The following is a 22614-nucleotide window of genomic DNA, read 5'->3' as shown; positions in this document are numbered from 1 at the left end:
CGGGGGAGCGTGCACGGCGTACGGCGGCGGTGCTCCCGTTCGCCGCCGCCGTTCGCCGTCGCCGTCAGGAGCTGCCGGGGAGGCGGTAGCGCCCGTCGGGGAGCCGTTCGACCAGCCCGTCGCTGAGCAGCCCGCCCAGCGCGCGGGAGCGCTGCTCCGGGTCGTGCCAGACCCGGTCCAGCGCCGCGCGGGGCACGGGCCCCGGCAGCTCCCGCAGGACGGCGAGCAGCTTGCCGCGCACCTGGCGGTCGGTGCCCACATACGTCTGGGCGCGCCGCGGCGGGCCCTGGTGCGCCGGCGAGCCCGCGCGGCGCCAGGCGCACTGCTCCAGGATCGGGCAGCGCCCGCAGTCCGGCGTGCGCGCCGTGCACAGCAGCGCGCCCAGCTCCATGGTGGCCGCCGCCCAACGGGCCGCCGTCTTCGGCTCCTCGGGCAGCAGCAGCCTGGCGAGCTTGCGTTCGGCCGCGGTCGTGGCGTTCGGCGGGTACTCGGTGCCCGAGACGGCACGGGCGAAGACCCGGCGCACGTTGGTGTCCAGCACCGCGTGCCGCTGGCCGTAGGCGAACGAGGCGACGGCGGCCGCCGTGTACTCGCCCACGCCGGGCAGCGCCAGCAGCTGGTGGTGGTCGGTCGGCACCTCGCCGCCGTGCCGTTCCGCTATGGCCGCCGCCGCCCCGTGCAGCCGCAGCGCGCGGCGCGGGTAGCCCAGGCGTCCCCAGGCGCGGACGGCCTCGCCCGACGGCTCCGCCGCCAGGTCGGCCGGGCGCGGCCAGCGGCGCAGCCACTCCTCGTAGACCGGCAGCACGCGGCTGACCGGCGTCTGTTGAAGCATGAACTCGCTCACCATGACGCCCCACGCACCGGCCTCGGGCCGTCGCCAGGGCAGGTCACGGGCGTTGTGGTGGAACCACTCGATCACCGGCGCGTGCAGGGCGTCGGGGTCGGTCCCGGAGGACGCCTCGCCCTGGGCTGTGTCAGTCGCAGTCGTCGCAGTCATGGCAAGGGCGATCCTGGCACGGCCCGGCCACGGCACAAAGCGGCCCGCGCCTCGCGCGTGTTGATACGGAACGGTGTCCTGGCAAGCCGAGGGTGGGTCATTCGGGTGTGGCCGAAGTCTCGTAAGGTTTCCGCGTGGGATCACTGCGAACTCCGGTCGGCCCGTTGCCCTCCGCCATCTACTGGCGCCGCAGGGCCGTGATGGCGTGCGTGCTCGCCGTGGTGCTGCTGCTTGTCTTCTGGGCGGTGCGTTCGACGGGCGGCGGAAGCTCCAACGCCTCCGGCCAGGACGACGGCAAGGGCCCGGCCGACTCGATCACCCCGGGGCCGACGCCCTCGGAGTCGCTGATCGAGGAACGCCCCGGCGGCCGCGAGGACGACGGTGACGGGGACGAGGGCGACGAAGAAGGGGACGACGGCGGCTCGGCCGACTCGGACGGTTCTGGTGGCTCCGAGGGGCAGGACGACGGCGGGAACAGCGATAGCGCGGGCGGTGACGGCTCCGAGAGCGGCGGCGACTCCGGCGGCGGGGGCGGCGGGGCCGGGGGGCTTCCCGGATGCCTGGAGAGCGAACTGACGCTCTCGCTGCGCAGCGACGCCAACGACTACTCCCCGGGCGAGGAACCCGAACTGCGGTTCACGGCTGAGAACACCGGCGCGGCGTCCTGCCGGGTCGACTTCGGCCACGACGCGTTGACGATCTCGCTCGTCGACGACGCGGGCGACGAGATCTGGTCCTCCGCCGACTGCCCCGAGACCCCGGCCTCCTCGCCCACGGCGGTCTCCGCCGGCGGCACCGCCGACCACACGATCATCTGGGACCTGCGGCACTCGTCGGCCGACTGCGACGCCGATCCCGGCCCCGCCGCCTCGCCCGGCACCTACCTCGCCGAGGCCCAGCTCTCCGGCCACCCGGTCACCCAGACGTCCTTCCGGCTCGCCGAGGACTAGGCCCTCGGGCCGCCGCCTGCCGCCTGCCGGCGGGGCTCTGGGCGGGGAACGGTCCGGATGCGCCGGGGTGTGCGGTGCCTTGTGCGCCCCGGACCGTCCGGCTACGTCGCGGCGGCGCGTGGTTCGTCGCTGCCGGCTGCGGGAGAGGGCGGTGCGTCGTCGGGGGTCGGCCGGTCCGGCCCTCCCCCCGGTGCGGGTCAGACGTAGCGTTCGAGGATCGAGGACTCGGCCAGGCGGGAGAGGCCCTCGCGGACGGAGCGGGCCCGGGTCTCGCCGACGCCGTCCACGGCCTGGAGGTCGTCGACGCTGGCCGCCAGCAGCTTCTGGAGGCCGCCGAAGTGGTCGACCAGTCGGTCGATGACCAGGCCGGGGAGCCGGGGGATCTTCGCCAGCAGCCGGAAGCCGCGGGGGGAGACCGCCGTGTCCAGGGAGTCGGGGGCCACGCTGTAGCCCAGGGCCCTGGCCACCAGGGCCAGTTCGAGCAGCTCGGAGTGGCCGAGGCCGTCCAGCTCGGCGAGCGCGGTGCCGACCTTGCGGGAGCGCTTGCCCGCGGCGTCCGGGAGGTAGTCGCGGACGATCAGCTGGCGCTCCGGCTCGACGCCGGCGATCAGCTCGTCCAGCTGGAGCGAGAGCAGCCGTCCGTCGGTGCCCAGCTCCACCACGTACTCGGCGATCTCGACGGCGATCCTGCGGACCATCTCCAGCCGCTGCGCCACGGCCGCCACGTCCCGGACGGTGACCAGGTCCTCGATCTCCAGGGCGGAGAGCGTGCCGGCGACCTCGTCGAGCCGCAGCTTGTACCGCTCCAGCGTGGCCAGCGCCTGGTTGGCGCGGGAGAGGATCGCGCCGGAGTCCTCCAGCACCCGCCGCTGGCCGTCGAGGTAGAGCGCGACCAGCCGCATCGACTGGCTCACCGAGACGACGGGGAAGCCCGTCTGCAGGGAGACCCGCTGCGCGGTGCGGTGCCGGGTGCCGGTCTCCTCGGTCGGGATGCTCGGGTCGGGCACCAGCTGCACGCCGGCGCGCACGATGCGGGAGATGTCCCGGTCCACGATCACCGCGCCGTCGAGCTTGCACAGCTCGCGCAGCCGGGTCGCGGTGAACTCGACGTCCAGCACGAAGCCGCCGGTGCACAGCGACTCGACCGTGCGGTCGACTCCGAGCACGATGAGACCGCCCGTGCTGCCCCGGAGGATGCGCTCCAGGCCGTCCCGCAGCTGGGTGCCGGGGGCTACCGCGCTGAGCGCGGCGCGCAGCAGGCTGTCCGCTCCCGAGCCACCCACGGCCCTGCCGGGACTCGCCGGCCGGTCGCTGGCTGCCATGCACTCCTCCGGGGGACGAAACCGCGATCTGAGCCGCCGAGTCTACCGGCGTGCCCTCTGCCGCCCGGCGGACTCCGCCCGATACGCCGGGAGCACACCCAGCGCCTCCCCGATATCGGCGACCTCAAGCACCCGCATCCCGGGGGGCGCCTCGCCCGAGTCGACCGGCACCAGGGCGTGCGAGAAGCCCAGTCTCGAAGCCTCGGCCAGCCGCCGCTGCACACCGGTGACCCGGCGCACCTCGCCGGCGAGCCCGACCTCGCCGATGGCCACCAGATTCTTCGGGAGGGGGGTGTCGCTGGCGGCGCTGGCCAGGGCGAGGGCGACCGCGAGGTCCGCCGCCGGCTCGGAGAGCCGCACGCCACCGACCGTGGCCGTGTAGATGTCGTTCTTCCCCAGGGCCGATATCTGGCCGCGCTGCTCCAGGACGGCGAGCATCATCGACACCCGCGAGGTCTCCAGGCCGGAGGTGGTGCGCCGGGGGGAGGGGATCTGGCTGTCGACCGTCAGCGACTGGACCTCGGCGACCAGCGGCCGACGGCCCTCCAGGGTGACCGTCAGGCAGGTGCCGGGGACCGGCTCGTCCCTGCGGGTGAGGAAGAGGCCCGAGGGGTCGGCGAGCGAGGTGATGCCCTCGTCGTGCAGCTCGAAGCAGCCGACCTCGTCCGTCGCTCCGTAGCGGTTCTTCACCCCGCGCACCAGGCGGAGCCTGGCGTGCCGGTCGCCCTCGAAGTGGAGCACGACATCCACCAGGTGCTCCAGCAGCCGGGGGCCGGCGATGGCGCCGTCCTTCGTCACATGGCCCACCAGGACCGTGGACATCCCGCGCTCCTTGGACGCGCGGATCAGCGCCCCCGCGACCTCCCGCACCTGCGCCACCCCGCCCGGCGCGCCGTCCACCTCGGCGGAGGCGACGGTCTGCACCGAGTCCAGCACCAGCAGGCCGGGCCTGACCGCGTCCAACTGGCCGAGCACCGAGCCCAGGTCCGTCTCCGCCGCGAGGTACAGGTGGTCGTCGAGCGCCCCGATGCGGTCCGCCCGCATCCGCACCTGGCCGGCCGACTCCTCGCCCGTGATGTAGAGCGTCGGGCGGGGCTGCGAGGCAGCCTTGGCCGCGACGTCCAGCAGCAGCGTGGACTTCCCCACGCCCGGCTCGCCGGCCAGCAGCACCACGGCGCCCGGCACCAGACCGCCGCCGAGCACCCGGTCCAGCTCGGGCACGCCGGTGCTCCTGGCCGTGACCGCCGCGCCGTCCACCTGCCCGATGGGGAGCGCGGGTGAGGCGACGCGCGCCGCCGGGACCGTGCGCACGGCGGGCGTGCCGCCGACCTCCTCGACCGTGCCCCAGGCGTGGCACTCGGGGCAGCGGCCCAGCCACTTCCCCGTGGACCAGCCGCACTCGGTGCAGCGGTACGCCGGACGGTCACTTTTTCGAGCCATGGGCGGAACGCTACCGTCGCGCACTGACAGCCGAACGAACCACCCGCCGACGCCCGTTAGGCGCCGGGCGGGACGGCCTCGGGCAGGGGCGCGCGGCCCGGCGTCACCACAGGTCGTCGCCTCGGGGCAGCGAGGATCACCCGTTGGGGGGAACCTGGGGCCTCCGGCTCCGCCGGTCGCCCGTCGGGCGCCTAACGTCACCAGGTGATGACCAGCTGTCGCGCCCAGCCCTCACCGTTGACCGGGCGACGCCCCCAGCACGCCGCCTCGCCCCGGCCGCGTGCCCGACGTGGCGCGCGCCCCGCCGCCTACGCCGACGCCGACCTGGACGGGCTCTTCACCTACTGCCTCTCCGTGATGTGCGAGCACGACGCCGCCATCGCCGCGTTGGGCGAGGCGTTGGCGCTGGCCGAGCGGCAGCAGGAGCGCGGGCGGCGCCCGGAGGCGCCCGAGCTGGCGCGATCCTGGCTGTACGCGCTGGTGCGCTGGTCCTGTCTGCGCCGGCTCGCGCTCCAGCGCGAGCAGGGCGTGAGCGCCGGTCCGCGTGCCGTCGGGGAGGACGCCCAGCGGCGCCGGGAGTTGGCGATGCTGGCCTGGGCCGAGGCGGCCGGCACCACGCAGGAGCAGCGCGAGGCGCTGGAGTTGGCGGTCAGGCACCGGCTGACCACCGCCGAGATCGCCCGGGTGCTGCGGCTCGCGGAGGACGCGGCGCGCGCCCTGCTGACCACGGCGCACTGCGAGGTCGAGCGCACCACGGCCGCGCTCGCCGCGGTCGACTCGGCGCACTGCCCCTCGATGGCCATGCTCTCCGGCGACGACCGGCGGCTGCTCCTCGGGCCCACGCTGCGGCGGGAGTTGGTGCGTCACGTGGACGAGTGCCCGGCCTGTCGGCTGGTCGCGCAGCGCGCGATGGCCGGGTTGGGCTGGCCGGGCACCGCCCCCGCCGGCCAGACGCGGCTCGCGGTGGTGCGCGCTCCCAGGCCCGCCGTGCACGCCGCGCGCCTGGCCGTGCGCCGGGCGCGCGCGCAGCCGGGGCCGCGGTGGGACCGCTGGGGCTTCCCGCTTCCGGAGAAGGACCGCGCGGCGCGCCGCGAGCGGCTGCGCGGCCGCGCCGTCACCGGCACGGTGGTGGCCACGGTCCTGGCCGCCCCGGTGCTGGCGCTGTGGGCGGCGTACCGGGGCGGCCCCGTGACGGGCGAGGCGGCCGAGCTGGAGGGGATGTCGGCCAGCGTCCCCGACGAGGTGGTGGAGGAGGGCGGCGGCCCCGGCCGCCAGCCGAACGGCGAGCGCGAGCGCCGGCGCCCCGCCTCCCCCGACGAGCCGGCGGAGGGGGAGGAGCCGACCGGCCCCGACCCCGAGCCGTCGGACGACGCCTCCCCCGAGGACCGCGAGAGCGCGGGCTCCGAGGCAGGGGAGCCGACCACGCCCGCGCCGGGGGAGCTGTTCGTCGACGTGGCGACGACGGGCTCGGGCACGCTGCTCACCCTCACGGTCTCCGGCGGCTCCCCGGTCGACTGGTCGGCCTCGACGGACGCCGACTGGCTGCTGCTCGACCGCTCCTCCGGGACCCTGTGGCCGGGGGAGACGGTGGTGATCGAGGTGCTGGTCGACACGGCGCGGCAGCCCGCCGGCCCCTGGCGGGGGTCCGTGTTCGTCCAGCCCACCGGCACCCAGATCACCGTCGAGGGCACGGGTGAGAGTCCGGAGGATCCCGAGGAGCCCCCGGAGGAGCCGTCGGACCCGCCCATCGAGGAGCCGTCCGACCCGCCGAGCGACGACCCCGTTCCGCAGCCGAGCCCCGTCTGAGCGGGCCGTCCCGGGAGGGCCGGCGCGCTCCCCGAAACGCGCTTCCCGAGGCGCGCTCCCCGAGGCGCGCCGAGGCATCGGGACCCGGTGGTCGGAACCCGGCGGTCGGGGCGTGGAGTTGGGGACGCGGAGTTCGGAGCGCGGCGAGGCGTCAGAACGCGGTGGCCGGTCCGGTGAAGTGGTGCTGGACGACCGGCGCCAGCCGCCGGATCAGCACCTCGGCGTCGGTGCTGGCCAGCGGTTCCAGGCCCAGCACATAGCGCCCGAGCACGACGCCGACGAGCTGCATCGCGGCCAGCTCGGCGCGCAGTTCGGCGTCCGGCTCGGACAGCGCGCCCGCCACCCGGCTCAGCAGATGGTCGGTGATGGCGCCGCGGAAGATGGCCGCCGCCGTGTCGTTGTTCGCCGCCGACCGGAAGAGCGCCAGCAGCGGACCGCGGGTCGTCGGGTTCTCCCAGACACCGAAGAACAGCCGGGTGAAGCTCTCGCCGAACCCGTCGGGGCCGGTCGGCTCCGCCGCCGCGAAGGCGCGCGCGGCGACCTCGACGGCCGCGCGGACCGCCGCCGCGAAGACCTGCTCCTTGGTGCCGAAGTAGTGGTGCACCAGCGCGGGGGTGACGTCGGCGCCGCGCGCGATGGCGCGGACGGAGGCCAGGTCGTAGCCGCGCCTGGCGAACTCGGCGCGGGCGGACTCCAGGATGCGTTCGCGGGCGCCCGGGGAGCCGTTCTCGCTCTCGGCCCGCGACGGCCGGCCCCGGCGCCGCCCCGAGGCGGTGCTCATCGGCCGGCTTCCCCGCGCCTCTCGGCGGCGCGCCGCCCGCCGGGCGGCGGCGCGGGTGCCGGCTGCCGCAGATGCAGCCGGGTGAAGGCCAGCGCCTCGGCGAGGTCCGCCTCACGCTCGCGGGCCGACGTCGCCCGACGGGTGTTGATCTCGGCGATCACATGGCCCCGGTACCCGGTGGCGGCCAGCCGATCCAGCACGGCGGCGCACGGCTGCGCGCCGCGCCCCGGCACCAGGTGCTCGTCCTTGCCGGAGCCGGAACCGTCGCCGATGTGGACGTGCGTCAGGCGCTCGCCCATCCGCTCGGCCAGCTCCAGGGCGTCGCCCCTGGCGGTCGCGCAGTGGGAGACGTCGAGGGTCAGGTGCGGGTACTCCTCGTCCGTCACGTCCCAACCGGGGGCGTACGCCTGCATCTCCCGGTCGCGGTAGCGCCAGGGGTACATGTTCTCCACGGCGAAGCGCACGCCGCTCTCCGCGCCGAGTCGAGCGATCCCCTCGACGAAGCCGCGGGCGTAGGCGCGTTGCCAGCGGAACGGGGGGTGGACCACCACGGTGTCCGCGCCCAGGCGTTCGGCGGCGGCACGGGCGGTGACCAGCTTGCGCCAGGGGTCGGTCGACCAGACCCGTTGGGTCACCAGCAGGCAGGGCGCGTGCACGGCGAGCACCGGCACCCCGTGCTCGTCGGAGAGCCGGCGCAGGACCTCGACGTCCTGGCTCACCGGGTCGGTCCACACCATGACCTCGACCCCGTCATAGCCGAGTCTGCCGGCTATCTCGAAGGCCGCCGCCGTGTTCTCCGGATAGACGGAGGCCGTCGACAGCCCGACTCTCACCTCGTCGACGGGTTCTGGATCTGCCACGGCGACCAGCCTACGCGCACGGGCGCGGCGGGTGGCTTGACGCCGTGACGCCCCCGGGAGAATAATTAAACGCATGATTAATAAAAACGGCGACGGGCACGCCGACGCCGGTCAACCGGCCGTGCGCGCCCACGGGCTGAACGTGCGGCGCGGAGGGCGCGAGGTGCTGCGCGGGCTGGACTTCGAGGTCCCGGCCGGCAGCGTCACGGGGCTGCTCGGTCCCTCCGGCTGCGGGAAGACCACGCTGATGCGGGCCGTCGTCGGCGCGCAGAAGGGTGTCACCGGGACGCTGGAGGTGCTGGGCCGGCCCGCCGGCTCCGCCGCGCTCCGCCCCCGCCTCGGCTATGTCACCCAGGCGCCCTCGGTGTACGCGGACCTCACCGTCCGGCAGAACCTGGAGTACTTCGCGGCCGTCCTCGGCCTCGCGCGCTCCGCCCGCGCCGCCGAGGTGGACCGGGTGCTCGACGAGGTGGACCTCGCCGCCCGCGCGACGTCCCTCACCCGGGACCTCTCCGGCGGCCAGCGCTCCCGCGTCTCCCTGGCCGCCGCCCTGCTCGGCGCCCCCGAGCTGCTGGTGCTCGACGAGCCGACGGTCGGGCTCGATCCGGTGCTGCGGAACGCGCTGTGGGGTCTCTTCCACCGGCTCGCCGACGAACGCGGCACCACGCTGCTGATCTCGTCCCATGTGATGGACGAGGCGGACCGCTGCGGACGGCTGGTGCTGATGCGCGAGGGACGGGTGCTCGCCGAGGACTCGCCGCGGGCGCTGCGCGAGCGCAGCGGGGTCGCGACCGTGGAGGAGGCGTTTCTCGCCCTGGTGGCGGCCGACGCCGACCGGCGGGAGGTGCGGCCGTGAGCCCCGCCCGCACGTTCGCCACCACCCGCCGGGTGCTGGGCCAGCTGCGCCAGGACCCGCGCACCGTCGCGCTGTTGCTGCTGGTCCCGGTGGGGCTGCTGGTGCTGCTGCGCTATGTCTTCGACGCGGACCCCGATTCCTTCGACTTCATCGGCTCCTCGCTGCTGGGCATCTTTCCGATGATCACCATGTTCCTGGTCACCTCGATCGCGACCCTGCGCGAGCGGACCTCGGGCACGTTGGAACGGCTGCTGGTGATGCCGATGGGCAAGGGCGACCTGATCGTCGGCTACGCCCTCGCGTTCAGCCTCTTCGCCGTGGCGCAGGCGGCGGTCGCGACCGGCGTCGCGCTGTGGCTCCTCGGGCTCGACGTGGCCGGCTCGCCCTGGCTGCTGCTGCTGGTGGCCCTGCTCAACGCGCTGCTCGGCACCGCGCTCGGGCTCTTCGTCTCGGCGTTCGCCGCCTCGGAGTTCCAGGCGGTGCAGTTCCTGCCGGCGTTGATCTTCCCCCAGTTGCTGCTGTGCGGGCTCTTCGCGCCGCGCGACACGATGCAGCCGGTGCTGGAGTACGTGTCCAACGTGCTGCCGATGTCCTACTCGGTGGACGGCATGAACGAGGTGCTGGCCAGCGCGGAGGTCACCGGCGACTACGTGCGCGACGCGGTGGTGGTCAGCGGCGTCGCGGTGCTGGTCCTGGCGCTGGGCGCGGCGACGCTGCGGCGACGCACGGAGTGACCCGTTCGGTGGAAGGAACCGCACCCCGGCGCGCTCACGGCGCCGGGGGCGCGGGGGTCAGGGAGCGCGCATCCGGTCCAGGCGGCGGAGGATGACGCCCTCGCGCAGCGCCCAGGGGCAGATGTCCAGGGACTCCACGCCGAAGAGGTCCATCGCCGCCTCCGCGACCAGCGCTCCCGCCAGCAGCTGACCGGCCCGGCCGGGGGAGACCCCGGGCAGCTCCCGCCGTTCGGCCACCGGGAGTTCGGCGAGCTTCTGGCTCCACTCCCGCAGGTCGGTCCTGCTCAGCTGCCGGCGGACGTACTGCCCCTCGGCCGAGCGCGCCGCGCCCGCCATCCTGGCGAGCTGCTTGAACGTCTTCGACGTGGCCACCACCCGGTCCGGCGCCCCCAGCCGGCTGAACCGGCCGACCACGCCCGCCACTTCGGTGCGCACGTCGCGCCGCAGCGCCCGCACGTCGGCCGACGAGGGCGGATCGCCCGGCAGCCGGGCCGCCGTCAGCCGGCCCGCGCCGAGCGGCAGCGAGACCGCCGCGTCCGGCGCCTCGTCGAGGCCGAACGCGATCTCCAGGGAGCCGCCGCCGATGTCGAAGAGCAGCAGCCGCCCCGACGACCAGCCCAGCCAGCGCCGCGCCGCGAGAAAGGTCAGCCGGGCCTCGTCCTCCCCGGACAGCACCTGGAGCGCCACCCCCGTCTCGGCCGCCACCCGCGCCAGCACCTGCTCCGCGTTGCCCGCCTCCCGCACCGCCGACGTGGCGAACGGCAGCAGGTCGGCGACGCCGTGCTCCTCCGCCACCTCCAGCGCCTCCCGGACGGTGGCCACCAGCCGCTCCACGCCGGCCGGGCTGATCGCCCCCCGCTCGTCGAGCAACTCGGCCAGCCGCAACTCCGTCTTGTGGGAGTAGGCGGGCAGCGGGCGGGCGCCGGGATGGGCGTCAACCACCAGCAGGTGAACCGTGTTGGAACCCACGTCGAGAACTCCGAGTCTCATGCCCGACAACGCTACCCGGCCCTCTACCCTGGGCCTTGTGGCGAAGACGAAGAGGGCGAAGCCGGACAGAAGCGCCCCGGACGACCGCGGTTCCGACGGCGCGTGGGACGGCGCGAGGCGCCGGGCGGCCGGGGACGAGGTGGCGCTCGACCACCCGAGGGCGTGGGTCGAGTTCCCCGACCCGGCCGACCCCGAGCAGTACTTCCGCTGTGACCTGACCTGGCTGACCTCCCGCTGGAGCTGCGTCTTCGGCCGCGGCTGCCAGGGCATCCAGCCGGGGCGCGCCAGCGACGGCTGCTGCACGCTGGGCGCGCACTTCTCCGACGAGGAGGACGAGGAGCGGGTCGCGGGGCATGTGGCCCGACTCACGCCCGAGCAGTGGCAGTTCCACGCGGAGGGCTCCTCCCGCGAGGGCTGGGTCGAGCTCGACGAGGACGGCGAACGACGCACCCGCCGCCACCTCGGCGCCTGCGTCTTCAACAACCGGCCCGGGTTCGCCGGCGGGCAGGGCTGCGCGCTGCACCTCCTGGCGCTCTCCGAGGGGCGCGAGCCGTTGGAGACCAAGCCGGACGTCTGCTGGCAGCTGCCGGTGCGCCGCACCTACGAGTGGGTGGAGCAGCCCGACGGCGAGCAGTTGCTGTGCGTCTCCATCGGCGAGTACGACCGCAGGGGGTGGGGCGGCGGCGGTCACGACCTGCACTGGTGGTGCACGGGCGCACCGGCGGCACACGGCGGGTCGGAGCCGCTCTACGTCGGATACCGCGCCGAGCTGACCGAGCTGATGGGCAAGGACGGCTACGACCAGCTCGTCGAGCTGTGCGAGGCCAGGCTCGCCGCCCAGCGTGCCACCCCGCCCGGCGTCCGCCCCCTCCCGCTGCTGGCCCCGCACCCGGCCGACCCGCCCGCGCCCGTGGGCTGACGGCGGGCGCCCTGCCGAACGGGGCCTCGGAACGGGGCCCCGTGCGAGGGAACGCCGGGCCCTCGGGCAGCCCCCGCCTGTCCGGATGCCGGTATCGCCGTCCCGGAACGCGGCCGGCGGGCGTAGCCTCGGGAGGGTAGCCGCACCGTCTCGCGAGGAGAGGCATCATCATGGGCAGCCTGAGGTCCAGAACCGTCACCCACGGCCGCAACATGGCGGGCGCCCGCGCCCTCCTCCGCGCCGCCGGGGTAGCCAGGGAGGACTTCGGGAAGCCGATCATCGCGGTGGCCAACAGCTTCACCGAGTTCGTCCCCGGCCACACCCACCTGCAGCCGGTCGGCCGGATCGTCTCCGAGGCGATCAAGGAGGCCGGCGGCGTTCCCCGCGAGTTCAACACGATCGCGGTGGACGACGGCATCGCCATGGGCCACGGCGGGATGCTCTACTCCCTGCCGTCCCGCGACCTGATCGCCGACTCCGTCGAGTACATGGTGGAGGCGCACTGCGCCGACGCCCTGATCTGCATCTCCAACTGCGACAAGATCACCCCCGGGATGCTGATGGCCGCGATGCGGCTGAACATCCCGACGGTCTTCGTCTCCGGCGGCCCGATGGAGTCCGGCACCACCACGCTGGTGGACGGCACCGTCCGGAAGCTGGACCTGATCAGCGCCATGTCGGAGGCGGCCAACGACTCCGTCTCCGACGAGGACATGGCCAGGATCGAGGAGAACGCCTGCCCGACCTGCGGTTCCTGTTCCGGCATGTTCACCGCCAACTCGATGAACTGCCTCACCGAGGCGATCGGCCTCTCCCTCCCCGGCAACGGCTCCGTGCTGGCCACCCACACCGCGCGCCGCGCGCTCTACGAGGACGCCGGCCGCACGGTGGTCGAGATCACCCGCCGCTTCTACGAGCAGGACGACGCCTCGGTCCTGCCGCGCGTGGTCGGCTCCCGCGCGGCGTTCGAGAACGCCATGGCGCTGGACATCGCCATGGGCGGCTCCACCAACACCATCCTCCACCTGCTGGCCGCCGCGCAGGAGGCGGAGCTGGACTTCGGCCTCCAGGAGATCGACGCGCTCTCCCGCCAGCTGCCCTGCCTCTCCAAGGTGGCGCCCAACGGCAGCTACTACATGGAGGACGTGCACCGGGCCGGCGGCATCCCCGCGATCCTCGGCGAGCTGTACCGGGCGGGGCTGCTCAACGAGGACGTGCACTCCGTGCACAGCGCCACGCTCGCCGACTGGCTCAAGACGTGGGACATCAGGGGCGGTTCGCCGTCGCCCGAGGCGGTCGATCTGTTCCACGCGGCGCCGGGCTGCGTCCGTTCCGCCGAGGCGTTCTCCCAGTCCGAACGGTGGGAGACGCTGGACACCGACGCCGAGAAGGGCTGCATCCGGGACGTCGCGCACGCCTACTCGGCCGAGGGCGGGCTGGCGGTGCTTTTCGGGAACCTCGCCGAGGACGGCTGCGTGGTGAAGACCGCGGGCGTCGACGAGTCGATCTGGACCTTCGAGGGGCCGGCGGTGGTCGTCGAGTCCCAGGAGGAGGCGGTGGAGGCGATCCTCACCAAGCGCGTCAAGGAGGGCGACGTGGTCGTCGTCCGCTACGAGGGCCCCAGGGGCGGCCCCGGGATGCAGGAGATGCTGTACCCGACCTCCTATCTCAAGGGACGCGGGCTGGGCGCCAAGTGCGCGCTGATCACCGACGGGCGGTTCTCCGGCGGGACGTCGGGGCTCTCCCTCGGTCATGTCTCGCCGGAGGCGGCGGCCGGTGGCACCATCGCGCTGGTGCGGGACGGCGACCCGATCCGCATCGACATCCCCGGGCGTTCGCTGGAACTGAAGGTCGCCGACGACGAGTTGGCGCGGCGCCGGGCCGAGCTGGACGGGCGGTACGCGCCGGTCGCGCGCGAACGGAAGGTCTCGCTGGCGCTGCGCGCCTACGCGGCGATGGCCACGAGCGCGGACCGCGGCGCGGTCCGCGACCTCGACGCCCTGGAGCGGCGCGGCTAACCGCCGACTCCGCGCGGCTGTTCGTCCGCGCCCCTTGCGCGCCGGTGGGCGGTTGCTCGCGCCGTTCCCCGCGCCCCTTTTCGGCCGGTGGGCGGTTTGGGGGCGCGGGGAACTGCGCGCTTGCTGGGTGGCGGGGCGCAGTCGACTACTGGCCTTGCCGGCCCGGGTGGGTTGTCGTCTGCCAACCGTGGTGGGTTGCTCGCGCCGTTCCCCGCGCCCCTTGCGCGCCGGGAGCTTCACGGCCGGGTGGGTTGTCGTGCTCGCCCCGCCAACCCCTACCGGCGGGGCACCGCATACAGCGTGTTGCCGAGCGTCGGGACGAACACCGCCTCGTCGCCGACCGCCGGTGACGGTGGGGACGCGTCGCTGCCGGGGCCCGGCGTTCCGGGGTGCGGCTCGCCCGCGCCCAGCGGTTCGCCGTCCTCCGCCGAGAACCGGTGCAACGCGCCGTCGCCGTCGGAGAGATGGAGCACCCCGTCGGCCAGCGTCGGCGGGGACGCGATCCGCGCGCCGGTCGACCGGTGCCAGCGCACCTCGCCGGCCGCCGGGTCGACGGCGGCGAGCTGACCGCCGAGGCTGGAGGCGTAGAGCGTGCCCTCCGCCAACACCGTGCGCGGCTCGGTCGGTTCCGGCAGCTCCGTCCTGGTCCACTCGCGGGTGGCGAGGTCGAGCCGCCAGACCGCGTTGGTCACCGGCAGGTCCACGTCCCACTCCTCGAAGTACGCGGCCTCCTCGTCCATCCCGACCCCGTGCAGCAGCCCCGGCACCTCGTCCGGCGGCGCCAGCGGGGTCGGCCACAGGGACTGGCCGCTGTCCGAGAGCAGTTGGAGCCGCGGCAACTGCCCGCTCTCGTCCTCCCTGCTGGCGGCCAGGAAACGGGTTCCGTGCCCGAGCAGGTCGGTGAGGTAGCGGCCGGGCGCCTCCCAGCTCCCCAACGGGTCCGGCCCGTCGGCGGAGTAGAAGCGCACCGTGCTGTCGCCGTTGCGGAACGCCACCGCCTCGTCGCCGACGGCCAGCGTGTCGCCCAGCTCGGGGGCGTCGATCTGCCAACGCACCTCGCCGCTGGCCGGGTCGAGCGCCGCGAGGCCCCCGTCCGACGGGGCGATGACGCTGTCGCCGACGACCGTCGCGTTCGGCCAGGGACCGCCGGCGCGCGGGCCGTTGAACCGCCAGCGTTCCCCGCCGTCCGCGTCGAGCAGCAGGGTGAACTGGCCGGCGGCCGAGCACAGCACGCCGCCGTCGGTGGCCGGTTCGCAGCCGAAGCCCTCGGTGGGCGCGTCGCGCACGCCCCAGTCCCGCAGGTCGACCTCCCAGGGGTCGGCCGGCGCCGGGCCTTCGAGCGTCGACGGGTCCTCCGGCGCCGCGCCGGTGCCCCCGCCCTCCGATTCGCCGTCGTCGGAGGGCCGGTACTGCCACAGCGCGGTGGCCACCGCGCCCGCCGCCACCAGCGCCACCGCGGCCGCCGCCCAGCGCCGCCAGCGCCCCCCGCGCCCCTCCCCGTCGCGCACGCCGGCGTTCACGCCGGGGCGCGTGCCGCGCCGCTCGCCCGCGCCCGCTCCGCCCGCGCCGGTGCCCGGCTCCGCCGGACCCGTGCCGCGCCACACCGGCGACTCGCGCACGCCGGCGGCCTGCGCGCGGGTGTCGGCCCAGGCCGCCATCCGCAGCACCGCCGCGACGCCCGGCCGCTGTTCGGGGTCCTTGACCAGGCACAACCCGACCAGATCCCGCAGCGACTGAGGCACGTCGCTCAGGTCGGGCTCCTCGTGCACCACCCGGTAGGCCACCGCGAGCGGGTCGCCGCCGGCCGTGCCGTCCGTGTCGAACGGGCTGTGCCCGGTCACCGCGTAGGCGACGACGGCGCCCAGCGCGAACACGTCGGCCGCCGCCGTCACCTCGCCGCCGCCGCTCAGTTGCTCGGGCGCCATGAACGGCGGCGAGCCGAGCACCGCGCCGTCCTCCGTCAGCCGGTGTCCGTCGTCCAACGCGCGCGAGATGCCGAAGTCGATGACCCGCACCCCGTCGTCGGCGAGCAGCACGTTGCCCGGCTTCAGGTCCCGGTGGACCAGCCCGCAGCGGTGGATGTCGAGCAGCGCCTCGGCCAGCTCCGCGCCGACCCGCGCCGCCTCCCGCGCCGCCAACGGGCCCTCGCGGTCTATCCGTTCCGTCAACGAGCCGCCGGGAACGTAGAGCGTGGCCAGCCAGGGCGGGTCGCCTTCCGGGTCCGCGTCCACCACCGGCGCGGTGAACGCGCCGCTGACCCGCCGCGCGGCGGCCACCTCGCGGCGGAACCTGGCGCGAAAGCCCGCGTTCTCCGCGTACTCGCGCCGGATCACCTTGATCGCGACCTGCCGGCCGGCGACCGTGCGGCCCAGGTGGACGACGCCCATGCCGCCGCTGCCCAGCCGGCGTTCGATGACGTAGTCACCGATCCGTTCTGGTCTGGTCTCGCGGCCGTCAGCCATGCGACTCCCCCGGAGTGGCTCGGTACCGGTCGCACCCGGGGCGTGTCGGTCCCTCGCGGTGCGCCGTGGGACAGCGTACTTCCGTGGGGGGCGTGACCCGGCGCGGTCGCCACGGAGATAATCGACCACATGTCCAAGTCTGTGCGGCCCACCGCCCCCTCGCCCGCGTCGGAGAGCGCGGCCCAGCCCCCGAGCGAGCCGCGCCCGGAGTCGATCCGGTTCTACGGCACCAGCTGGGTGGACCGCTCCGGCGGCTACCGGCTGCGCCGCGTCGTCCTCTTCACCGGCGCCCTGGTGGCGACCGCGGCCGGCGCGCTGCTGCTGACCCTGGGCTACGGCGGGATGAGCGGGGCCGAGACGCCGGGGTGGCTGGGCGCCCTGGTCGCGCTCGCGTTCGCCATCTGCACGGCGCTGGCCTTCACCCGCCAGTGGCTGCGATACACCAGGCCGGCGCCGGAGACGGGAGTGGACGAGGCGGCGTTCCGCTCCATCAACGTGGTCGGCTTCGTCGGGGTGCTGCTCGCCTACACCCTGCGCAGCGCGGTCGAGGCGCCGGGGGAGCGGCTGGCGCGCGCCACCCACGAGGAGGCGCTGGAGCGCTACCGCCGGCTGGTGGCCAAGCGCTCCCGCAACCCCGCGCGCCGCAAGCGGCGTTGACGCGGCCCCCGGAGAACCCCGAGCCGTTGTCTCAGGGGTGCTTCAGGGGGAACCCTCAGCGGCCCCTGGCATGTGTCAGCTTTTCTTGACGCGTGCCGCGCGCCGCTGGACGCTGGTCGCATGAGAACGGCACGGCCACGTCGGCCGCGCGGGGCGTCGGGCGCCCCGGGGCGGTCCGGCGGCGGTCGGGTCCGGAGAGGAGACGCGTGTCCCGGGACGACGCGGACGCCGTGTCCGACGGCGACCACCTGCTGAAGGTGCTGGGCGCGCTCAACAACCCGCACCGGCTGCGGATCGTCGCCGCGCTCACCCACGAGCGGAACTACGTGAGCAGGCTGGCCAGGGAGACCGGGATCAGCCGGCCGCTGCTGCACATGCACCTCCAACGTCTGGAGGCCGCCGGGCTGGTCACCAGCACGCTGGAGCTCTCGGACGACGGCAAGGCCATGCGCTTCTACGAAGTCACCCCGTTCGTGTACCAGCTCACCCCCGACAGCATCGCCCTGGCCACCGAGACACTCAGCCGGACCGGGCAGAGAGAGGAAACGCGGTGAACGACACCCTGGCCTCCCAGGCGGCCAGCGAACCCGCCGCCGTCTGGGCGGCGGCCCTGGGCACCGGAGGCGTCTTCGTCCTGATGATCGTCGTGGTCTGGCAGATCGCCGCCACCTGGCGGGCCAGGATGCTGGCCGGCCGCGAGGAGGAGTACCGCAGGCTCGCGGCCAAGTACGCCGAACTCCTGGAGGACAACACGGAGATCCTCCGCCGCTACAGCGACGAACTCGCGCAGGTCCGCACCTCCGTCGGCTCCGTCGAGCGGATGATGCGCGAGGTCGACTGAGCCGAACCGACCGGACGGGTCCCCGCCGCACTTCGCCGCCCCGCCGCCCGTCCTTCCGCTTGTCTTCACGCTTGCCTTTCCACCCGCCCTCCCGACCGTTCCAGACTGTTTCCGGCGGTTACCGACCGTTTCCGTGATCCACCTCCGTGGAGGAGTTCCCATGCGCGCCCTGCACCGCCTGGTCCGCATCGTGCGGCCGGCCCAGCCCAACGGCGAGTACGACAACCGCGGCTTCCCCCGGGAGCACCACCGTCCCGAGGACCGCCCGACCCCGAAGAACCCCGGTGCGGAGGGGGACGTTGGGGAAGGCTGAGGCCATGCGGACCTCTGACTTCGCCACCTCGTTCAACGCCGTCGCCGCCGAGTACGCCTCCGCCCGCCCCGACTATCCGCCCGCCCTCTACGACGCGCTGGAGGAGTGCTTCGGCCGTCCGTTGGCCGACGCCCACGCGCTGGACGTGGGCGCCGGCACCGGCAAGGCCACCCGCGGCCTCGGCGAGCGGGGCGTCCGGGTCACCGCGGTCGAGCCGGGCGACGGCATGGCCGCCCAACTCGCCACCGCCTCCCCCGGCGTGCCCCTGGTGCGGGCGGTCGGGGACGCGCTCCCGTTCGCCGACGGCAGCGTCGACCTGGTCACCTACGCCCAGGCGTGGCACTGGACGAGGCCCGAGGTCGCGTTGCCCGAGGCGCTGCGGGTGCTGCGCCCCGAGGGCGGCCTGGCGCTCTGGTGGAACACCAACGACCGTTCCGTCGGCTGGATCGACGAGCAGGTCGAACGGTTGCGCAGACGCCTGCCGCAGCACGGCGCGCACGACGTGACCCGCATCGTGGGCCGCCACCTCGCCGCGCTCGAACCCGCGCTCCGCCCCGTCTACCGCGAGGTCGCCTGGAGCCGCACCGTGCCGATCGCCACCCATCTGGCCAATCTGGCCACGCACTCCCAGTTCGCCGTGCTGGACCAGGTGGAGACCCGCCCGGTGCTCGCCGAGGAGGAGGCGATCGTCGGCGCGCTCTTCCCCGACGGCCTGGTGGAGGAGTCCTATGTCGTGCGGCTGACGTATCTTCCGCGACCGAACGAGCTCACCACCGACTGAGAACGCGCGATCGTCACGCATTCGCGGCCGGCTCCTGACCGACACTCGGACGATTCGACGCCCGGCGCCCGCCCGGTGCGAGGATGACGGCGGTGTCGGGACGGACGGCCGTCGCGTGCGGACGTGGATGCGGAGCGGGTGAGCACGGAATGTCAGGGAAGATCGCCGTCATCGGCACGGGAAAGATCGGCGAGGCCCTGTTGGTGGGCCTGTTGGGCGCCGGCAGGGCCCCCGACGACGTGCTGGTCACCGCCCGCCGCGAGGACCGCGCGGTGGAGCTGCGGACCCGGCACGGCGTGCGGGCGGTGCCGAACGCGGAGGCGGCGAAGCTCGCCGACACGCTGATCCTCGCGGTCAAGCCGCAGGACCTGCCGGCGCTGCTGGACGAACTGGCCCCGCACGTCGCCGCCGACCGGCTGGTGATCAGCGCCGCCGCCGGCATCACCACCGCGTTCGTGGAGTCCCGGCTGACCCCCGGCACCCCGGTGGTGCGGGTGATGCCCAACACCCCCGCCCTCGTCGACCAGGGCATGTCGGTGATCTCCGGCGGCTCCCACGCCTCGGAGCGCCACCTGGACGCCGCCGACGCGATCTTCGCCGGCGTCGGGCGCACCCTGCGGCTCCCCGAGTCCCAGCAGGACGCGGCCACCGCGCTCTCCGGCTCCGGGCCCGCCTACTTCTACTTCCTGGTCGAGGCCATGATCGACGCCGGCATCCTGCTCGGCCTGCCCAGGGACAAGGCCCACGAGCTGATCGTCCAGTCGGCGGTGGGCGCCGCCGCGATGCTCAGGGACACCGGCGAGCACCCCGTCGCCCTCCGCGAGGCGGTGACCTCGCCCGGCGGCACGACGATCAACGCGATCCGCGAGCTGGAGAACCACGGGGTGCGCGCCGCGCTGATCGCCGCCCTGGAGGCGGCGCGGGACCGCAGCCGGGAGCTGGGCGCTGACGCTTGACGCCTGAGCGGGAGGGCGACAACCCACCTGGTCGGTGCTGCTGCGTTGTCGTCGTTCCCTCGCCATGGATGTGCCGTGTGGTTTCGCGTGTCCGCAGGGCGGCTGTCAGTGGCCCAATGTGGACCCGCGTCTGATCGACCGCGCTCGCCACGGCCGGGGGCGTGGGGATCTGCGCGAGTGACCGCGCACCGGGACGCAGGCGACGACCCACCCGGCCGGCCAGGCCCGTTGTCGTCTTTCCCCCGCCCCCACCGGGGTGCGGACGACAACGGAGCGGTACCGGTCAGGTGGGTCGTCGCTCCCCGAAACCGACGGAGTCAGTCCGCGATGGCGCGCAGCACGTTCATCCGGCCGGCACGGAAGGCGGGCATCAGGGCCGCGACGAGGCCCACCACCGCCGAGCCGACGAAGACGACGGCCAGCGTCGACCACGGGATCTCCAGCACCCGGAACCCGCTCAGCTCCAGCAGCCGCTGCGAGGTCAGCCCCCACGCCATGCCGAGCCCCAGCCCCAGCACCGCCCCGAAGAGCGCGATCACCACCGACTCCAGCCGCACCATCCTCCGCAGTTGCCGCCGGGAGAGGCCGATGGCTCGCATCAGCCCGATCTCCCTGGTCCGTTCGATCACGGAGAGGGCCAGCGTGTTGACCACCCCCAGGACCGCCACCAGGATCGCCAGCGCCAGCAGCGCGTAGACCAGGTTCAGCAGCGCCCCGATCTCGTCCTCCAACTGCTGCTTGTAGTCGGCCTGGTTGGCGACGTCGTACTGCGGGAAGCGCTCCATCCGCTCCTTGAGCGCGGCGTAGGCCGCCTCCTCCTGGCCGTCCTCGGCCTTGGCGAACATCGCGATGTTGTTCGGCATCTCCGCGCCGAGCAGCTCACGGGCCGTGTCGATGCCCAGATACATGGCGCCCTGGTCGATCACCGTGTCCTCCGAGGTCACGGCCGCCACCGTCAGCTCCGTCGAACCGCCGCCGGTGAAGTCGACGCGCACCGTGTCCCCCAGGGACAGCCCGCGCTCCTCGGCGAAGGTCTCCGGCACCGACATCGCGCCCGGCGCGAAGGCGTCGGCCAGTTCGCCCTCGACCGTCTCGGAGACCAGGTCACCGGCGTAGGTCGGCGAGGCAGCCACCAGCTCCTCGTCCCGTTCCGCGCCGTCCGGCGTGGTCAACGTCGCCCACACGCCGGTGTAGTCCGTGACATGCGTCAGACCCGGCGTCTCCCGCACGACGTCCGCGGCCTCCTCCACGATCGACTGGCCCCTGCTGTCCACGATGAAGTCGGCGCCGACCGTGCGGTCCAACTGGTCGGAGGCCGAGGCCACCGCCGAGGAACCCACCACCGCGAGCCCGCTCACCAGCGCCAGTCCGATCATCAACGCGCTGGCCGTCGCGCCCGTGCGCCGGGGGTTGCGCCGCGCGTTCCGCCCGGCGAGCCGGCCCACCGGGCCGAAGACGCCCAGCACCAGCGCGTTCAACACCCGCACGATCCACGACGCCAGCACCGGCGCCGCCACCACCGCGCCCACCAGCGTCCCCAGCAGGCCCAGCGCCAGGAAGGCCGAACCGTCCGACGCCTCGTCCGCGGCGGCCGCCATCCCCAGCGCGGCGGCACCGCCGCCCGTCAGCAGCAGGCCGAACGCCGCCCGCACCCGGCCGGCCCGCGCGTCACCCGGCGTGCCCGCCTCGCGCAGCGCCGCCATCGGGGAGACCCGGCTCGCCCGGCGCGCCGGCAGCCAGGCCGCCAGCACCGTGGAGACCACACCGACCGCCATCCCGATCGCGGGGGTCGTCGCGGCGACCGTCAACGAGGTGCCCTCGACGTTCATCCCCATCGCGCTCATCCCGCGGAGCATCAGCGCGGCCAGCCCGATCCCGGCGGCCACCCCCAGCGCCGAGCCCACGACGCCCAGCAGCAGCGCCTCGACGAGGACGGAGCGGTTGATCTGGCGGCGGCTGGTCCCGATGGCGCGCATCAGGCCGATCTCGCGGGTGCGCTGGGCGACCAGCATGGAGAAGGTGTTGACGATCAGGAAGATCCCGACCAGCACCGCGATCCCGGCGAAGCCGAGCATCGCGTACCGCAGCACGTCCAGGAAGCCGACCTCCTCCATGGCCTCCTTCCGGTTCTCCTCCCGGGTGTTGACCTCGAAGCCACCGCCCAGCTCCTCCGCGATCCGGGACTTCAGCTCGGCGTCGGAGACCCCGTCCGCCGCGTCCACCGCCACGGAGCTGACCAGGTCCGGTGCGCCGAGCAGCGTGGCACGCGCCGCCGTCGGCTCGAAGAGCAGATAGGCGACGCCCGGGTTGCTCCCCTCGAACTCGGCCACCCCGACCACCGTCACCGCGTGGCTGCCGGCGGCCGTGACCGCGGTCAACGCGTCGCCGACCGCGACGTCCCGCCGTTCGGCGGTGTCCGCGTCCACCAACACCTCGTCGGCGCCCGCCGGTTCCCGGCCCTCGACCAGCTCCATCAACCGCTGGTTGACCGGGCCCCAGTCGGCGCCGATCGTGGGCGCCCCGCTGTCCGAGTCCAGGTTCTCGTTGGCCGCGTCGACCACCGTGAGATCGGTCGACTCCACCGCGGGGTGCGCCCCGGCGACCCCCTCGACGGCGGCCACCCGTTCCACCACGTCCTCGGAAAGCGTCCGGGGAACGCCGGTCTGCTGCCGATGCTCCTCCTCCTCGGCCGCGACGGTCACATCCGAACTCGTCCTGCCGAAGAAACGGTCGAAAGTACTGCTCATCGTGTCGCTGAAGACGAGCGTGCCGCAGACGAACGCGACCGACAGCACGATCGCGACCGCCGACAGCGCCATGCGCCCCTTGTGGGCGTAGAAGCTGCGGAGTGAGGTTTTGAGGACGGTCATGAGGTGCGGCCCTGTCCGTCGAAGCCGCGCATCCGGTCCAGGACGCGGTCGGCGGTGGGGT

The 22614-nt window shown here is 74.4% G+C and carries 20 protein-coding genes; 12 read left to right on the top strand and 8 right to left on the bottom strand.

Features of this window, described 5'->3' with window-relative positions:
- Positions 1 to 64: 64 nt before the first annotated feature.
- Entirely contained in the window at positions 65 to 997 is a 933-nt protein-coding gene (locus CRP51_RS14325) for an iron-sulfur binding domain-containing protein (RefSeq protein WP_097231570.1), read from the bottom strand.
- 134 nt (positions 998 to 1131) lie between these two features.
- Between CRP51_RS14325 and CRP51_RS14320 the strand changes: the two genes are divergently transcribed.
- Positions 1132 to 1947: a hypothetical protein gene (locus CRP51_RS14320; protein ID WP_097231569.1), complete on the top strand. Its 816-nt coding sequence runs from the start codon at positions 1132 to 1134 to the stop codon at positions 1945 to 1947.
- A gap of 197 nt (positions 1948 to 2144) precedes the next feature.
- Here the strand turns inward: CRP51_RS14320 and disA are convergent, their stop codons facing one another.
- Complete coding sequence (gene disA, locus CRP51_RS14315) at positions 2145 to 3269, bottom strand: DNA integrity scanning diadenylate cyclase DisA (RefSeq protein ID WP_097231568.1); 1125 nt, start codon at positions 3267 to 3269, stop codon at positions 2145 to 2147.
- Between the two features lie 42 nt (positions 3270 to 3311).
- Positions 3312 to 4709, bottom strand: coding sequence for a DNA repair protein RadA (gene radA, locus CRP51_RS14310; protein WP_097231567.1), 1398 nt, complete (start codon positions 4707 to 4709; stop codon positions 3312 to 3314).
- A 207-nt stretch (positions 4710 to 4916) separates the two neighbouring features.
- Between radA and CRP51_RS14305 the strand changes: the two genes are divergently transcribed.
- Positions 4917 to 6515 (top strand): BACON domain-containing protein, encoded by a 1599-nt coding sequence (locus CRP51_RS14305; RefSeq protein WP_141514604.1) that lies wholly within the window; start codon positions 4917 to 4919, stop codon positions 6513 to 6515.
- A gap of 151 nt (positions 6516 to 6666) precedes the next feature.
- Here the strand turns inward: CRP51_RS14305 and CRP51_RS14300 are convergent, their stop codons facing one another.
- Together CRP51_RS14300 and CRP51_RS14295 are read right to left on the bottom strand one after the other, a co-directional pair.
- Positions 6667 to 7296, bottom strand: a complete 630-nt coding sequence (locus CRP51_RS14300) for a TetR/AcrR family transcriptional regulator (protein ID WP_097231565.1) — start codon at positions 7294 to 7296, stop codon at positions 6667 to 6669.
- Positions 7293 to 8165: a sugar phosphate isomerase/epimerase family protein gene (locus tag CRP51_RS14295; RefSeq protein WP_245880593.1), complete on the bottom strand. Its 873-nt coding sequence runs from the start codon at positions 8163 to 8165 to the stop codon at positions 7293 to 7295. Before CRP51_RS14295 ends, CRP51_RS14300 begins: the two co-directional genes overlap by 4 nt.
- A gap of 64 nt (positions 8166 to 8229) precedes the next feature.
- Here CRP51_RS14295 and CRP51_RS14290 point away from each other — a divergent pair, with 64 nt between their 5' ends.
- Together CRP51_RS14290 and CRP51_RS14285 are read left to right on the top strand one after the other, a co-directional pair.
- Complete coding sequence (locus tag CRP51_RS14290; protein ID WP_097231563.1) at positions 8230 to 9012, top strand: ABC transporter ATP-binding protein; 783 nt, start codon at positions 8230 to 8232, stop codon at positions 9010 to 9012.
- On the top strand, positions 9009 to 9746 hold the full coding sequence (locus CRP51_RS14285) for an ABC transporter permease (protein ID WP_097231562.1): 738 nt from the start codon (positions 9009 to 9011) through the stop codon (positions 9744 to 9746). The genes CRP51_RS14290 and CRP51_RS14285 overlap by 4 nt, the downstream gene beginning before the upstream one ends.
- A 57-nt stretch (positions 9747 to 9803) precedes the next feature.
- On the opposite strand, the gene CRP51_RS14280 is transcribed toward CRP51_RS14285, so the two are convergent.
- Entirely contained in the window at positions 9804 to 10736 is a 933-nt protein-coding gene (locus CRP51_RS14280) for a Ppx/GppA phosphatase family protein (protein WP_097231561.1), read from the bottom strand.
- A gap of 37 nt (positions 10737 to 10773) precedes the next feature.
- On the opposite strand from CRP51_RS14280, the gene CRP51_RS14275 reads away from it, so the two are divergent.
- Positions 10774 to 11655 (top strand): DUF3109 family protein, encoded by an 882-nt coding sequence (locus CRP51_RS14275; protein WP_097231560.1) that lies wholly within the window; start codon positions 10774 to 10776, stop codon positions 11653 to 11655.
- A gap of 170 nt (positions 11656 to 11825) precedes the next feature.
- Positions 11826 to 13673: a dihydroxy-acid dehydratase gene (gene ilvD / locus CRP51_RS14270; RefSeq protein ID WP_097231559.1), complete on the top strand. Its 1848-nt coding sequence runs from the start codon at positions 11826 to 11828 to the stop codon at positions 13671 to 13673.
- A 275-nt stretch (positions 13674 to 13948) separates the two neighbouring features.
- Here ilvD and CRP51_RS14265 read toward each other — a convergent pair whose 3' ends face one another.
- Positions 13949 to 16135 (bottom strand): serine/threonine-protein kinase, encoded by a 2187-nt coding sequence (locus CRP51_RS14265; protein WP_097231558.1) that lies wholly within the window; start codon positions 16133 to 16135, stop codon positions 13949 to 13951.
- A 129-nt stretch (positions 16136 to 16264) separates the two neighbouring features.
- On the opposite strand from CRP51_RS14265, the gene CRP51_RS14260 reads away from it, so the two are divergent.
- From CRP51_RS14260 to proC, 6 genes are all read left to right on the top strand, one after another.
- Positions 16265 to 16792, top strand: coding sequence for a hypothetical protein (locus tag CRP51_RS14260; protein WP_097231557.1), 528 nt, complete (start codon positions 16265 to 16267; stop codon positions 16790 to 16792).
- Positions 16793 to 16998: 206 nt separating this feature from the next.
- Positions 16999 to 17346 (top strand): ArsR/SmtB family transcription factor, encoded by a 348-nt coding sequence (locus CRP51_RS14255; protein WP_097231556.1) that lies wholly within the window; start codon positions 16999 to 17001, stop codon positions 17344 to 17346.
- Complete coding sequence (locus CRP51_RS14250) at positions 17343 to 17633, top strand: hypothetical protein (protein WP_170970555.1); 291 nt, start codon at positions 17343 to 17345, stop codon at positions 17631 to 17633. Before CRP51_RS14255 ends, CRP51_RS14250 begins: the two co-directional genes overlap by 4 nt.
- Before the next feature lie 160 nt (positions 17634 to 17793).
- A complete protein-coding gene (locus CRP51_RS28855; RefSeq protein ID WP_170970554.1) occupies positions 17794 to 17946 on the top strand; it encodes a hypothetical protein in 153 nt (50 codons plus the stop codon).
- A 4-nt stretch (positions 17947 to 17950) separates the two neighbouring features.
- A complete protein-coding gene (locus CRP51_RS14245) occupies positions 17951 to 18727 on the top strand; it encodes a class I SAM-dependent methyltransferase (RefSeq protein WP_097231555.1) in 777 nt (258 codons plus the stop codon).
- 149 nt (positions 18728 to 18876) lie between these two features.
- Positions 18877 to 19683: a pyrroline-5-carboxylate reductase gene (proC, locus tag CRP51_RS14240; RefSeq protein WP_097231554.1), complete on the top strand. Its 807-nt coding sequence runs from the start codon at positions 18877 to 18879 to the stop codon at positions 19681 to 19683.
- A gap of 317 nt (positions 19684 to 20000) precedes the next feature.
- On the opposite strand, the gene CRP51_RS14235 is transcribed toward proC, so the two are convergent.
- Positions 20001 to 22553: an ABC transporter permease gene (locus CRP51_RS14235; RefSeq protein WP_097231553.1), complete on the bottom strand. Its 2553-nt coding sequence runs from the start codon at positions 22551 to 22553 to the stop codon at positions 20001 to 20003.
- Positions 22554 to 22614 lie beyond the last annotated feature (61 nt).

Origin of the sequence: Streptomyces zhaozhouensis, assembly GCF_900230195.1 — a bacterium.
Classification (GTDB): domain Bacteria; phylum Actinomycetota; class Actinomycetes; order Streptomycetales; family Streptomycetaceae; genus Streptomyces; species Streptomyces zhaozhouensis.
This window is presented reverse-complemented; position numbering and strand designations above follow the sequence as displayed.

Coding starts and splice junctions, on each gene's coding strand:
- CRP51_RS14325 (WP_097231570.1), bottom strand. CDS start 997: ATGACTGCGACGACTGCGACTGACACAGCCCAGGGCGAGGCGTCCTCC.
- disA (WP_097231568.1), bottom strand. CDS start 3,269: ATGGCAGCCAGCGACCGGCCGGCGAGTCCCGGCAGGGCCGTGGGTGGC.
- radA (WP_097231567.1), bottom strand. CDS start 4,709: ATGGCTCGAAAAAGTGACCGTCCGGCGTACCGCTGCACCGAGTGCGGC.
- CRP51_RS14305 (WP_141514604.1), top strand. CDS start 4,917: ATGACCAGCTGTCGCGCCCAGCCCTCACCGTTGACCGGGCGACGCCCC.
- CRP51_RS14300 (WP_097231565.1), bottom strand. CDS start 7,296: ATGAGCACCGCCTCGGGGCGGCGCCGGGGCCGGCCGTCGCGGGCCGAG.
- CRP51_RS14290 (WP_097231563.1), top strand. CDS start 8,230: ATGATTAATAAAAACGGCGACGGGCACGCCGACGCCGGTCAACCGGCC.
- CRP51_RS14280 (WP_097231561.1), bottom strand. CDS start 10,736: ATGAGACTCGGAGTTCTCGACGTGGGTTCCAACACGGTTCACCTGCTG.
- ilvD (WP_097231559.1), top strand. CDS start 11,826: ATGGGCAGCCTGAGGTCCAGAACCGTCACCCACGGCCGCAACATGGCG.
- CRP51_RS14265 (WP_097231558.1), bottom strand. CDS start 16,135: ATGGCTGACGGCCGCGAGACCAGACCAGAACGGATCGGTGACTACGTC.
- CRP51_RS14260 (WP_097231557.1), top strand. CDS start 16,265: ATGTCCAAGTCTGTGCGGCCCACCGCCCCCTCGCCCGCGTCGGAGAGC.
- CRP51_RS28855 (WP_170970554.1), top strand. CDS start 17,794: ATGCGCGCCCTGCACCGCCTGGTCCGCATCGTGCGGCCGGCCCAGCCC.
- CRP51_RS14245 (WP_097231555.1), top strand. CDS start 17,951: ATGCGGACCTCTGACTTCGCCACCTCGTTCAACGCCGTCGCCGCCGAG.
- proC (WP_097231554.1), top strand. CDS start 18,877: ATGTCAGGGAAGATCGCCGTCATCGGCACGGGAAAGATCGGCGAGGCC.
- CRP51_RS14235 (WP_097231553.1), bottom strand. CDS start 22,553: ATGACCGTCCTCAAAACCTCACTCCGCAGCTTCTACGCCCACAAGGGG.